The organism is Vibrio sp. RC586, from assembly GCF_000176715.1.
In the GTDB taxonomy this organism is placed as follows: Bacteria; Pseudomonadota; Gammaproteobacteria; order Enterobacterales; family Vibrionaceae; genus Vibrio.
The window spans coordinates 657993-671239 of sequence record NZ_ADBD01000007.1 but is presented as its reverse complement, the minus strand read 5'-3'; the positions used below and the strand labels follow the sequence as shown (position 1 = coordinate 671239).

Annotated in this window: 13 protein-coding genes and 2 pseudogenes; 6 read left to right on the top strand and 9 right to left on the bottom strand. The window is 43.5% G+C overall.

Annotated features, from left to right (window positions below; translation table 11 throughout):
* Positions 1–59 precede the first annotated feature (59 nt).
* The 3 genes from VOA_RS11215 (at position 60) to cueR (ending at position 2509) form a co-directional block, all read left to right on the top strand.
* Positions 60–1097 (top strand): porin, encoded by a 1038-nt coding sequence (locus VOA_RS11215; RefSeq protein WP_000359798.1) that lies wholly within the window; start codon positions 60–62, stop codon positions 1095–1097.
* Positions 1098–1228: 131 nt separating this feature from the next.
* Complete coding sequence (locus tag VOA_RS11220; RefSeq protein ID WP_001228761.1) at positions 1229–2032, top strand: DUF2057 domain-containing protein; 804 nt, start codon at positions 1229–1231, stop codon at positions 2030–2032.
* Between the two features lie 66 nt (positions 2033–2098).
* Entirely contained in the window at positions 2099–2509 is a 411-nt protein-coding gene (gene cueR, locus VOA_RS11225) for a Cu(I)-responsive transcriptional regulator (RefSeq protein ID WP_009355860.1), read from the top strand.
* A 56-nt stretch (positions 2510–2565) separates the two neighbouring features.
* Here the strand turns inward: cueR and VOA_RS11230 are convergent, their stop codons facing one another.
* The 5 genes from VOA_RS11230 to VOA_RS11250 all read right to left on the bottom strand — a co-directional run bounded on the left by VOA_RS11230 (position 2566) and on the right by VOA_RS11250 (position 7245).
* Positions 2566–3015 (bottom strand): NfeD family protein, encoded by a 450-nt coding sequence (locus VOA_RS11230; protein WP_000571565.1) that lies wholly within the window; start codon positions 3013–3015, stop codon positions 2566–2568.
* Positions 3016–3022: 7 nt separating this feature from the next.
* Positions 3023–3943: an SPFH domain-containing protein gene (locus VOA_RS11235; protein WP_000963386.1), complete on the bottom strand. Its 921-nt coding sequence runs from the start codon at positions 3941–3943 to the stop codon at positions 3023–3025.
* Between the two features lie 287 nt (positions 3944–4230).
* Positions 4231–5085, bottom strand: a complete 855-nt coding sequence (locus tag VOA_RS11240) for a co-chaperone YbbN (RefSeq protein WP_001147522.1) — start codon at positions 5083–5085, stop codon at positions 4231–4233.
* Positions 5086–5450: 365 nt separating this feature from the next.
* The gene (locus tag VOA_RS11245; protein ID WP_000167403.1) at positions 5451–6278 is read right to left on the bottom strand and encodes an SDR family oxidoreductase; all 828 of its coding nucleotides are present in this window, start codon (positions 6276–6278) and stop codon (positions 5451–5453) included.
* Between the two features lie 52 nt (positions 6279–6330).
* Positions 6331–7245 (bottom strand): TIGR01777 family oxidoreductase, encoded by a 915-nt coding sequence (locus tag VOA_RS11250; protein ID WP_001221386.1) that lies wholly within the window; start codon positions 7243–7245, stop codon positions 6331–6333.
* A gap of 365 nt (positions 7246–7610) precedes the next feature.
* Here VOA_RS11250 and yfcE point away from each other — a divergent pair, with 365 nt between their 5' ends.
* Complete coding sequence (yfcE, locus tag VOA_RS11255; RefSeq protein ID WP_000764924.1) at positions 7611–8159, top strand: phosphodiesterase; 549 nt, start codon at positions 7611–7613, stop codon at positions 8157–8159.
* A gap of 51 nt (positions 8160–8210) precedes the next feature.
* Here yfcE and VOA_RS11260 read toward each other — a convergent pair whose 3' ends face one another.
* The 4 genes and pseudogenes from VOA_RS11260 to VOA_RS20480 form a co-directional block, all read right to left on the bottom strand.
* Positions 8211–8513 (bottom strand): SelT/SelW/SelH family protein, encoded by a 303-nt coding sequence (locus tag VOA_RS11260; RefSeq protein WP_000356387.1) that lies wholly within the window; start codon positions 8511–8513, stop codon positions 8211–8213.
* A gap of 163 nt (positions 8514–8676) precedes the next feature.
* A complete protein-coding gene (locus VOA_RS11265) occupies positions 8677–9198 on the bottom strand; it encodes a regulatory protein ToxS (RefSeq protein ID WP_001181148.1) in 522 nt (173 codons plus the stop codon).
* A gap of 9 nt (positions 9199–9207) precedes the next feature.
* Positions 9208–9555 (bottom strand): annotated as a pseudogene (locus tag VOA_RS20485) (transcriptional regulator); the annotation flags it as partial.
* A 65-nt stretch (positions 9556–9620) separates the two neighbouring features.
* A pseudogene (locus VOA_RS20480) lies at positions 9621–10053 on the bottom strand (winged helix-turn-helix domain-containing protein); the annotation flags it as partial.
* A 262-nt stretch (positions 10054–10315) separates the two neighbouring features.
* Here VOA_RS20480 and htpG point away from each other — a divergent pair.
* Together htpG and adk are read left to right on the top strand one after the other, a co-directional pair.
* Positions 10316–12223, top strand: a complete 1908-nt coding sequence (gene htpG / locus VOA_RS11270; RefSeq protein WP_000004782.1) for a molecular chaperone HtpG — start codon at positions 10316–10318, stop codon at positions 12221–12223.
* Positions 12224–12532: 309 nt separating this feature from the next.
* Positions 12533–13177, top strand: coding sequence for an adenylate kinase (gene adk, locus VOA_RS11275; RefSeq protein WP_001220227.1), 645 nt, complete (start codon positions 12533–12535; stop codon positions 13175–13177).
* Positions 13178–13247: the final 70 nt, after the last annotated feature.

Below are 13247 nucleotides of genomic sequence, written 5' to 3'. Positions count from 1 at the left end.
CGGCGGCCAACTTAAGGGAGAAACTCAAAAACAGCTATATCCATTTTTAGGAGTTATCCATGGACAAAATGTTTAAACGTACTCTTCTGGGTGCTGCAGTAGCGATTGCTTCAACTAGCGTAATGGCAAAAGAAGTTGGTATTAACTCAGACTTTAACGTAGATGTTTACGGCGTTGCAGCTATCTCTCTTGTTAACTACAACACGACTGATAACCGAGATGATAGCAAAGGTTATGTAGTGGAAAACGAATCTCGTATTGGTTTCCGCGCCCACAAAGATATGTTTGAAAACTTTACCGTTACGATGCAGATCGAGTCTGGTTATGTAGACAGCACAGACTGGGGCCACGGTGGTGTTTCTGGTGGCGTATTGGGCTTCCGTGATACTTATCTTGGCGCATCAGGTGATTGGGGTAATGTACGTGTTGGTCGTGTTTTGACACCTCTGTATGAAATCGTTGACTGGCCATTCTCTAACCCAGGTTTAGGTGCAGCCTTTGACTGGGGTGGTATCACTGCTCATTATGACCGTCAATCGAACCAAGTGCGTTATGATTCACCAAAGTTTGGTGGTTTCACATTCGCAGCATCTGTTGGCCGTGATGACAACAATAATGGTGGTGGCGATGCACATCGTGATTCATCTTTTGCAGGCGCGAATGCTCGTTATACCATTGATACTGTAACTCTAATGGGTGGTATTGAGTCAGCAAGTGACTTCGGTGGTGTTGCAGGAAAAGATACTTTTGCCTATATCGTTGGTTTTGAAGCCGGTCTACCAGGTGGTTTCGGTATCGCAGCTGCATTTAAAGGCGAAGAAATCGAAGAAACAGGTGTAAAACATACTCAAGATTCTTTCTCTGTAATTGGTCAATACTGGAATGGCCCTCTTGGAATCAAAGTTGGCTATGCAGCTAACCTAGATTCGGAAAAAGGTGGCGTAGATCAGGATGACGCGAATAGCATCGTATCTGCGCAAGTTATGGGTGTTATCAATGGATTTGTGCCATATATCCGTGTAGCTGGTCGTTCAGATTTCACATCTGACAAAGATACTGATATCGTAACTCGCGTTGGTCTGGAGTACGGCTTCTAATAGATTTTTTAAATCTGTTGTTTAAGTCGAGTTTCAAAAAGTATTTATTTCAAAACGCTGGCATCTTGTCAGCGTTTTTTATAACAATGAATCTCGATGAATGAATTTAGACTTATGGAGTAGAATGTTGTATGCGTAAACTACTAATTCTTTTAGCCCCTTTTGTATTAAATGCCTGCAGCGCTCTTAATGCAGATAGTAGTTTTCAAGATGTCCTCGATAGCGTGAACCAACGCTATGATTTTGTTCAACTAACTAGTAAGAGTTTTACTCCGCAAGTAAAAGCGTTAAAAGGTCCAGATATACTTAAATCATCGGTAGATATTGTTGCGAATATTCCACGATCTTCAAAAGAGGCTCCTAAAAGCTATGTTTACCTCGAAGTTAGCTATTTTGAAAATTATGATGAATATCAAACGGTAAAATACCAGGATAAGCAATATCTGTTAGAGGTAGTGCAACCTTCAAAAAGTAGTTGTTCAGAACACTGCACTGCAACACAATATGTTCGTTTTCCTTTCGATTATACGGTTCTACAAGATCACAATGATTTTACGTTTACTATTGAATCTGCAAGTCAACGATTGAATACGCAATTTACTATTGCTTCAGGATTTATGAATGCCCTTGCTAAAGAAGGCGATTTGCAACTTTCACTCGGTGGTTCTCAAGCTAGCCCTATGTTAATGACTGCTCCAGTGAATGCTAATGCAGAACAACAATCCAAATCACATGAAATGGTCGAATATTTGTACGGTGAAGCGAATGCTGCCGAACGTCAAGAATTTGCTAATTGGGCATTTGCTAACCGCGCTGAAGTGACTCAGCCTATGGCTACTCAAAATAAGTTGGTAGGAATGATGGCTGATTGGTATGGAAAAGCGGATAAAACCGAAAAAGCATCGATTCTTTCTTGGTTGATTAGCCAGGAATAATTGCATTTTTGGTGTGATAAAGGCATGGTCATTCCATGCCTTTTCTTTTTATTGCTTAAGATTGATATGAATATTAGCGAAATTGCCAAACTGACCGACCTTACAGCCAAATCGATTCGTTTATACGAAGAGAAAGGCCTAATCACCTCGCCATTGCGTTCGGAGAGTGGTTACCGGACCTACACTCAGCAGCATGTGGATGATTTACTATTAATTGCTCGCTGTCGGCGAGTAGGTTTTAGTTTGGATGAATGTAAGGCTATGCTCACATTAGCCAATGATCCGCACCGTACACGCGCCGCAGTACGCGCGCGAGCACAAGAAAAATTACAAGAAGTCACGAGTAAACTGGCTGAATTGGCCATGATTAAGCAACAGCTAGAAGAGTGGATAGCGTCTTGCCCTGGGGATCAAGGGAACGACTGCCCCATTATTGAACAGCTGAAAGGGAATTGTTGTTCAAGCTCTAAACAATAAAACCCCGTAGGGTCTTATTGTTCATATACTTTAAATGATGTTGGGAGGTATGATTCTTAGGTAGGTCTGACGACTAAGATTATTCCATCCACAGCAATCACAGAGACACGGCTGTCTTTAGCAAGACCTTGCTCGCAGCGAGCCGTCCAACGGGTATCCCCAAGAGAAACTTGAAACTCACCAGCAGGAGTATCTTCCGTAATTTGGATTACTCGGCCGATCAATTGTTTGTCCTTTTGATTGAGGTCTCGCTCAACATCTTGCTTTTTATCTTGGCTATATTGGCGTCGCCACCATAACCAAGTGGTGATCAGAGAAAAACTTGCAAAGGCCAACCACTGTAGCTGCCATCCGATTGGCATGACTGCCAGTAATAAGCCCACCAGTAAAGCAGATAGACCCAACCACAGAAAATAACCCGCAGTACCAAGTAGCTCAGCGGCGAGTAATATTAGACCGAAGGCTAACCAATGCCAGAAGTTCAATTGCGAGAGCAGTTCAATCACTTGTCACCTACTTGGTTTGTGAGGACTGTTTAAACATTTCTGCGATACCAGCAACGGAGCCCATTAAGCCCGTTGCTTCGAGTGGTAGCATGATGATTTTACCATTCTCCGCCTGCCCAATCGCTTTTAGAGCATCGGTATAGCCTTGAGCAATAAAGTAGTTGACTGCTTGCATATCACCTTGAGCAATTGCTTGCGATACCATTTCAGTGGCCTTAGCTTCCGCTTCTGCCGCTCGCTCACGTGCCTCTGCTTGCAAAATAGCAGCTTGTTTTTCACCTTCAGCACGTAAGATCTCTGATTGTTTTTGACCTTCGGCTTTGAGAATCTGAGCTTGACGAACCCCTTCTGCCTCTAAAATTGCGGCGCGCTTTTCCCGCTCCGCTTTCATTTGAGCATTCATCGCTGCAGTCAAGTCTGCGGGTGGTTGAACGTCTTTGATCTCGATACGAGTGACTTTTACGCCCCAAGGATTAGTCGCATGGTCAACAATCGAGAGGAGTTTTGTGTTGATCATGTCACGTTGGCTGAGCATTTCATCCAACTCCATTGAACCTAATACAGTTCGCATATTCGTCAGCGTTAGGTTGCGAATTGCATTTTCTAAATCATTGACTTCATAAGCTGCTTTAGCTGCATCAATGACTTGCACGAAGCAGACCGCGTCAATCACTACGTTTGCATTGTCTTTGCTAATCACTTCTTGGGCGGGGATATCGAGGACTCGTTCCATCATGTTAATTTTGCGTCCCACTTTGTCTATCAGGGGGATGATGATATTAAGTCCAGGTTTCAGAGTCAGGGTATAGCGACCGAAGCGTTCTACGGTCCAGTTATTGCCTTGTGGAACGGTTTTCACTGCAGAAGAAATGAAAATAATTACTACCAATACGAGTATTGCAATGGTGATCAATGAATCTATAGCCATGACGTATCCCTGTTTTTATTTGAAAATTGGCTCTCTTCACTAGCGTGTGAAAGAGTGCGGGGTATTTGAGCGAAGAGACATGGTCGACCCTTGGCCTAAATTGATATCGAATGCGTTGGAAGTTTCCCTCAAACAGCGTGGTAACGCCAAGGCAAGATTGGAAAAATACAGCTTTGCTCTAAAAATTGGCCAATATTTTGATATTTATGAGTTATAGAAGTGGCGCTCACATTTAAGCGCCATATGTGTTCTTGGGGGCAGTATTGTTCAGGTGAACAACAGTAATCCTAATAAAGTAGTGAATAGAGCTTCTTACGATACTGATTGGCTAGCGGATTCCCTTGACCTAGTGCGGTTAGAATATCCATAAAGGTTTTTTTCATTTCGCCATCGAGTGTATTGAGGCTATGGCTTAATAATGACCAGAGTAAATTGAGTGCTTCCTCATCGCGTTTTACTTGGTGGTACTGTCTAGCCAGTTCCATTGCTATGTTCGGATTCTGCGGGTCATCCTGCCATTGTTTCTCAAGAGCCATGATTTCTGGGCTATTAGCTGCTTGCTGATGCAGTTCAAGTTTGGCAACGAGAGTTTTGTAGTCGCCTTGTTGGTATTCGAGCGGCACGCTTGCAAGCATAGTTTGCGCGGTTTCGATGGCTCCGGTTTCTAGATAGCAGTGTGCTAAAGCCAGCTTCACTTCGCCTTTAGTGCGCCATTCATCGTTTAAGGATGCAAGTACTGGTAGTGCTTCATCAAATTGTTTTTGTGCTACTAAGTCTAACCCTTGCTGCATCAGTCGCTCTTCGTTACTGGGTAAATGGTGACTGAGCATATCTTCGATAGCCTCTATCGGTTGTGGTCCGCTGAGTCCATCGACGGGCTGGCCTTCAACAAACAGAGCAATAGTTGGTATCGCTTGGATGCCAAATTGTGCTGCAATAGTTTGTTCTTCTTGACAATTGAGGCGGGCAAGAACGAAGGCACCTTGATAATTTTCGGCGAGCTGTTCTAGTTGAGGCAATAATTGGGCACTTTCATGGCTGATAGGAGCCCAGAAATAAAAGAGCACAGGCGAGAGTGTGGAGTGCTGTAATACTTGGTGAAAGTTATGTTGAGAAACATCAATAATATTCTCTGCTTGCATAGCAAATCCTTGGTTTGGATGGCACATCGCTGGATAAACTATGGGGATGCTGCGGGGAAAACTCAAGCTTTGACTCTCTTTCTCTTACTGCTTTTAGGCGGGAGCTTAAAAACAAAAGCACCACCCAGTGGTGGTGCTTTTGTTGCTCTCACGAGCTAGCAAGCAAAGGTGTTTAAAGCAGTATAAATAAGGTCAGCGCAACACCGACACCGATCCAATTCCATTGGTTTAATGTCATTTTTTGTCGTACCACATGCAACGCTTGAGAAGATTTAATGTTTTAGTACGCGTTGTTTAGGAATATTCCCTCCGCGCACTATGAAGTTTGCCGGACAATTGTTACCAAATAATGACAATTAAATAAATTATGCGGCTTTAAATAACAGTTTATCTAGCCAGCGAGTAGGCAATAGCCGTTTTAGAACGGCAAAGATTTTCGTCGGAGTGGTGATTCGATAACGAATCTTTGGGCTAGATGACTCAAGGGCGTGGCAGAGTGGGGGCAAGCAAGCTTCTGCTGGTAGCACAAATCGGTTATTAGAGTGAGCTTTTCCCAAGCGTTCAATTTGCTGTCGATAAGCTTGGTGATGGATGCTTTGATCAATGTTTATCCAGTGTTGGAATGCATGTAATGCATTAGCGCGAAATTGTGTTTCTATCGGCCCTGGTTCTAATAAGCTGATGTGAATATTGGTGTCTTGCAATTCAAGTCTTAGAGTATCTGTCCAGCCTTCAATGGCAAATTTTGAGGCGTTGTACGCGCCTCGGTATTTCATGGCTGCAAAACCGAGGACTGAGCTGTTTTGGATAATCCGACCGTAACCTTGTCGACGAAAGTGGGGCAGTATGAGTGTGGTTAGATGGTGCCAACCAAAAAAATTGCTTTCAAACTGCTCCCGCATTGCTTGTACAGGAAGATCCTCCAATGCCCCAGGTTGGCCAAATGCCCCATTATTAAAGAGAGCAAAAAGTTGATTGTTGGAAAGCTCGAGAGCTTGCTCTACCGCAAGGTTAATACTGTTTTCACAAGTCAGATCCAACTGAATACAGGTCAACCCTTCTTGTTTTAGGCGCTCTACATCTTTCGCTGCTCGGCAGGAGGCGATAACATGATAGCCCCGCAGATGTAATTGCTTGGCAGCCATATAACCGATACCCGTTGAGCAACCGGTGATTAAAATCGATTTTGTCATTGTTATCCTTTACCTCGCCGTGTGATTTCTTGATGGACGCTGGATGAAACATTTATGTTGTTGGATTCAGTAGTTGGTTGAATGCGCGGTCAATCCGCGAAAAATGAAATTGGAAGCCCAAGTCGGTGAGTTTTTTGGGTTTGGCTCGTATGCTATCAAGTAGCAGTTCAGCAGCTTCTCCCATCAGTAGTTTTATGAGCCATTGTGGCGTATTTAAAAGATGTGGTCGTTTCAACGCAGTTGCAAGCGTAATGCTAAACTCTGCGTTAGTCACTGGATGTGGAGCGCACAGGTTATAGGTACCATGTGCGTGCTCTGTCTCGAGTAAAAAAACAATGGCACGAACCATATCAAGCATATGAATCCACGGCATGTATTGCTGGCCGTCTCCGATAGGGCCACCTAAACCAAACCGATAAGGTGGCAGCATTTTTTTGAGTGCTCCGCCGTTAGGAGCTAACACTATACCAGTGCGTAATAAGCATACTCTCGTCTGTTCAGATTGGGCTTTTAAAGCGCACTGTTCCCACTCTCGGCAAACTTTATGGGAAAAATGGGTGCTTTTAACCTGAAGGTTTTCGTCAAAAGCGTGCTCTTGTTGATCACCATAAAACCCCACAGCTGAACCACTCAAAAGCACACGAGGTGGATGTGCACTGGTGTGAATTTTTTCTACGAGCTGTTGAGTAATGTCTAAGCGACTATGGGCAATACGCTGTTTTTGGCGCGGACTCCAACGTTTATCAGCAATCGGTTCACCAGCAAGATTGATGATGGCATCGATGTTATTGAAATCGGACAATTCATCCAACGAGCAAATGAAACTCAGGTTTTGGCTAGGGATATGAGCGAAACGTTGGGTCGCCTTGGAAATATCGCGAGTAAGTAAAACCAACTCATGAGTGCTGAGTAATTTTATCAACTCAAAGCCAATAAACCCGGTTCCACCGGTGATTAAAATTCTCATAATGCCTCCTTTAACGAGTGGTTTAGTCTAGTTATTTTACTTGCTGTAGCTCTGGTTTTACGTGTTACTAAGTTTGCCAGTATTGATGGGAATTTGCACATACGCCATCGACTAGTTGTTGCAAAGTTGAATGACGTTAAAAATCACTTACCGATAGTGGCACTTTGGATTGCATATTAGGCTTCTCGATTTCTGATTTGAAGCGATCTGTGACTTGGCTGCGATCTTGGCCTGAGTAATTGGTTTGAATTTGAATCACGAGATATAGGTTATTGGAGATGATAGCCGAGTAATGTTGCAATTCAGCAAGTGCATCACAAGGATGAAAACCTTACAATTAGCAAGTTAATATTGTGAGGGTTGCCATGAAACTGTTTTTTATTTCTGATTTGCATGGTTCTTTACCTGCTACAGAACAAGCACTTACATTATTTGAAGCATCAGGTGCTCAATACTTAATTTTGTTGGGTGATGTTTTAAATCATGGACCACGAAATCCTATTCCGGATGGGTATAACCCAGTGGCGGTGGCTGAGCGGTTAAATCAATTTGCTAAACGGATTATTGCCGTGCGCGGTAACTGTGATAGTGAAGTGGATCAAATGTTGCTGCATTTTCCACTCATGAGTGATTATGCTTGGGTGCTGTTAGAGTCTGGACAGCGTTTATTTCTGACGCATGGACATCTTTACCATGGGGAGAAACTGCCGCTACTGAATAAAGGGGATATGTTAGTACATGGGCATACACATATTCCAATTGCTGAGCGAGTGGGTGATATTTGGATTGCTAATCCCGGTTCGATGACGTTTCCGCGAGGCAATTTCCGCCCGAGTTATGGAGTGCTGACCGAAGGTGTGATGCAAGTAATATCAGTGGACGGCGAAATTGTAGCGAGCTGCGTTTTAAGCTAATTGGCTTTCGGCATTTTTTGACGTTAAAGCAGCCATAAACTTTCGGCTGCTTTAGGATCCATTTGGTGGCGCTAAAGAGGGGCGGTCGGTATGGCCGAGATTGCGTTCAGGGTCGATTAAATCTCGTACTCGCTGTTTTAGTACCTTGGCTTCAGGAAAACCGCCTTCTTTCTTACGCTCCCAAATTTGTACGCCATTACAAATAATCTCAAACCGTCCACCAGTATCGGGGTGCATTGCAACGTAAGCGATTTCTTCACTAAAGGTGTGTAGTAATTCTTGACTTAGCCAAGCTGCGCGCAGCATCCAATTGCATTGGCGGCAGTAGTAAATGTCGATTTTTGCTTTGTCCATGAAACTTCCCTTGTATTACGCAACGTCTCACCCCGAGAATGGCGCTAACCCTTTCTACTTGAAGCGGCAGTGATGTTCTCTATGTTCGTTCACCACATTACATAGTTTGTTTTAAGCCCATAAGGATGAGCTTGCTTGCAACGCCAAGTCATTTAGTAGGCGTCTATGGGTTACTGAATAGCACGGTGGAACCATGATTTAGGCTAGTAAATAGGATGGTTTTCTCGTTAACAATATCCACTCGGCGGCTCTGCTGAGCATCCATTTTGAACAACTGAGTAATAAGCTGTAATTGTTCATCAGTAAAATCTTTGCTTTGATTTGAGGAGATATCTTTGAACTGCGTCGGAGTAAGGAGCAGGTAATTATCACTGATGTCCCATTCGCCAGATTCCGAAATATTGATTGTACTTTCCGCTTTGATGCCATCTGAGTAGAGTTTGACGGTAGAAACACGAACATAAGTTCTATTAGGCAGGTACTTCATATTCGAAGTTACATCGACCCTACTCAAAGGCCCCATTGCGGGGTTGTTGCTGTTGGTCTTGATTAGAGAGACCATCTTTGACTGCCATTCGCGAGAAACCAACACTTGCTCAAGTTTTAAATCGCTCCCCCAATATAACCATCCGCTAAATAGGAGAGAAAACAGTAAAATACCTAAGGCGACATGTCTATTTTGCATAGAAAAATCCTACTCACACACCTTTACGGCATCCGTGGGATTGGCCACGATGCGTAAACTAATATTTTCACCTGACACTCCTGGGTTGTGAATGTAATTGAGCGTCAGTTGGTTATTTTGTCCACCGGTTGCAATGACTTCTTGCGGCTTCAATTCTCCATGGTGCTTTTCATTATATTTCTTTATGCACAACTCAATAGACGGTAACCAAGTAGTGATATCGGGATGGTTGATAGGCATCTTAACGACAACTCCATCCACTTCTGTCAGTGGTTTAAATTTTGATTCACTAGGATTGGTCAATAGCAGTACCGCTAATGGGATTAACATGGCGATCAAAATAATGAGCCGAGATCCCCAGTCTTGCTGAGATTTCTTGGTTGCCGTTTGGGCTACAGATGGCTCATTGATGCTACCTAAGGGGGAGGCTACGCTGTTTGATTCGGAAAACTCAAGCTCAGCGTTTTGCTGGCTTACACTTTCTGTATCAGTCTCGCGCGTGACCTCTTCTTCAACGGTTTCGACTCTAGCAATCAGTTGATAGCCACGCTTAGGTACCGTTTTGACATATTCTGGATACTTGGTGGAATCTTTAAGCATCTTACGCAATGTTGAGATAGCCTGGGTTAAACTTGAATCATCAACTTCGAACCCTTGTTCTCTCCAAACAAAATCATGCAGTTCATTACGTGAAATGACTTCATTTGGTCGCTGGGCGAGTAGCCAAAGGATTCGATTTTCGTTACTGCCTAAGCGAACGATCTCCTCACTATTCTCTTTTTCAATCAAAGAATTGCTTAAGGGATCAAAGGTAAATCTATCAGCAAGAATGAATTTAGTAGCGATATTACTCATCGATATCTTCTTTTGAGTTATGTCCTAATCTGAACATCTTATTTCCAGCATCTCCCTGTCAAAACACTTAGACTTTACTGGTTTTTTATCTTCTTTGATAAAAATATCGGGTTAGAATAATCCAATCTCGATCAAAAAACAGTGTTTTTATGACTTTTGACCTTGAATTTACATTTTTTGTCCATATCTCACTTGCACATCAAGGTAATTCCATTGAATCTCGATGGATCAATAGTTTGAAACAGAAGTAAATGGAGCGATTATGAGCGAAACAGCGACCACCAATAAAGAAACCCGTGGTTTTCAATCTGAAGTTAAACAACTGCTGCACCTGATGATTCACTCTTTGTACTCCAACAAAGAAATTTTTCTGCGCGAGCTGATTTCGAATGCATCTGATGCCGCTGATAAGTTACGTTTTCAAGCACTTTCTAATCCTGAACTCTATCAGGGAGATGCTGAATTAGGGGTAAAACTCTCGTTTGACCAAGAGAACAACACTCTGACCATCTCGGATAACGGTATTGGTATGAGCCGTGAAGATGTTATCGAGAATCTTGGTACTATCGCTAAATCTGGCACTGCTGAGTTTTTCTCAAAACTTTCCCAAGAGCAGTCCAAAAGTTCGCAATTGATCGGTCAATTCGGTGTGGGTTTCTACTCGGCATTTATCGTGGCGGATGCGGTGACCGTTCGTACTCGTGCTGCTGGTTCAGCTCCTTCTGACGCCGTTCAGTGGTATTCAAAAGGCGAAGGTGAGTATACCGTCGAAACCAGCAATAAAGAGTCTCGCGGAACGGATATCATTTTACATCTTCGTGAAGAGGGGAAAGAATTCCTATCTGAATGGCGTTTAAGAGATGTGATCTCCAAATACTCTGATCACATCGGTATTCCTGTTTATATTCAAACTGCAGAGCTTGATGAAGAAGGCAAAGCCACTGAAGAGATGAAGTGGGAGCAAATCAACAAGGCTCAAGCATTGTGGACTCGTGCTAAATCAGAGGTTTCTGAAGAAGAGTACAAAGAGTTCTACAAACATGTGTCGCACGATTTTGCTGACCCACTGGTTTGGAGCCACAACAAGGTAGAAGGTAAGAACGATTACACCAGCTTGTTGTATATCCCTTCTAAAGCGCCTTGGGATCTGTTTAACCGTGAACATAAACATGGTTTAAAACTCTATGTGCAGCGCGTGTTCATTATGGATGATGCGGCTCAGTTTATGCCTTCATACCTACGTTTTGTGCGTGGTTTGATTGATTCTAATGACCTGCCACTGAACGTGTCACGTGAAATTCTGCAAGATAACAAGATCACTCAGTCATTGCGCCAAGCTTGTACTAAGCGTGTACTTACTATGCTTGAGCGTATGGCAAGCAATGATGCTGAAAGCTACCAAAAATTCTGGAAAGAATTTGGCTTGGTAATGAAGGAAGGTCCTGCTGAAGATTTCGCTAACCGAGAAAAAATTGCTAGCTTGCTGCGTTTTGCATCTACTCATGTGGATTCAGCAGAGCAGACGATCAGCCTTGCTTCTTACATCGAACGCATGAAAGAAGGGCAGGATAAGATTTACTACCTGACCGCTGACAGCTACACCGCTGCGAAAAACAGCCCGCACTTAGAGCAATTCAAATCCAAAGGTATTGAAGTCATTCTGATGTTTGATCGCATCGATGAGTGGTTAATGAACTACCTGACAGAATTTGATGGCAAGACATTCCAATCTATCACTAAAGCAGGGCTTGATCTCAGCCAATTCGAAGATGAAACCGAAAAAGAGAAACACAAAGAAACAGAAGAGCAATTCAAGTCTGTTGTTGAACGTGTGAAAGAATACCTCGGTAGCCGAGTGAAAGAGGTGCGCACCACCTTCAAACTGGCTAACACACCTGCGGTTGTGGTTACTGACGACTATGAAATGGGTACTCAAATGGCTAAGCTGCTAGCAGCAGCAGGACAACCTGCGCCAGAGGTGAAATACATCCTCGAGATCAACCCAGAACATGCTCTGGTTAAACGCATGGCCGATGAAGCCGATGAGCAAATCTTTGACCGTTGGGTTGAAGTGTTGTTGGGTCAAGCGATGCTCGCTGAGCGTGGTTCAATGGAAGATCCATCACAATTCTTGAGTGCGGTTAACCAACTGTTAACACCAGCGCAGTAGACTTTTGTCGATTATCCTAAGTCACTAAGCCCGCTTCGGCGGGCTTTTTCATCGCAAGATAACACTTTCTTAGTTGAAACAACCTAAGCGTTGTTATGCTGAACCTCGAATCACATTCTTTAGTCTTAGGGCAGTATGCCAAACGATTTCTGTGGTAGCATTAGGCACTTGAATGTGGTCATCAACGCGTGTATTTTTGCACGCCAGCTCGTTTAGCGGGCTATTCTGTCTGTTATACCGAAACTTACCGTGAGTTTTTGCAAGCGCAGTGAGCTTCGGTATAAAAATCAATTAGTATGAGGATAAAACATGCGCATCATTCTTCTCGGTGCTCCGGGTGCAGGTAAAGGCACACAAGCTCAATTCATCATGGAAAAATTTGGTATTCCACAAATTTCTACCGGTGACATGCTGCGTGCAGCCATCAAAGCGGGCACTGAGCTCGGTAAGCAAGCAAAAGCCGTGATCGATGCAGGACAATTGGTATCGGATGACATCATTTTAGGTCTGATCAAAGAGCGTATCGCTCAGGCTGATTGTGAGAAAGGTTTCCTATTAGATGGTTTCCCTCGCACTATTCCACAAGCTGATGGCCTGAAAGAAATGGGTATCAATGTTGACTACGTGATTGAGTTTGACGTTGCGGATGATGTGATTGTTGAGCGTATGGCGGGTCGTCGTGTTCATCTACCTTCAGGCCGTACTTACCACGTTGTTTACAACCCGCCTAAAGTTGAAGGCAAAGACGATGTGACTGGTGAGGAGCTAGTGATCCGTGAAGATGATAAAGAAGAGACGGTACGTGCTCGTCTAAATGTTTATCACACCCAAACTGCTCCGCTTATCGAGTACTACGGTAACGAAGCAGCAGCAGGCAAAACACAATATCTGAAGTTTGATGGCACTAAGCAAGTAAGCGAAGTGAGTGCTGACATCGCTAAAGCGTTGGCATAATTGTCATCCTGATGTTCTGATTGCACTGATAGGTGAAAAGAAGCGGCATTAACGCCGCTTTTTTTATAAA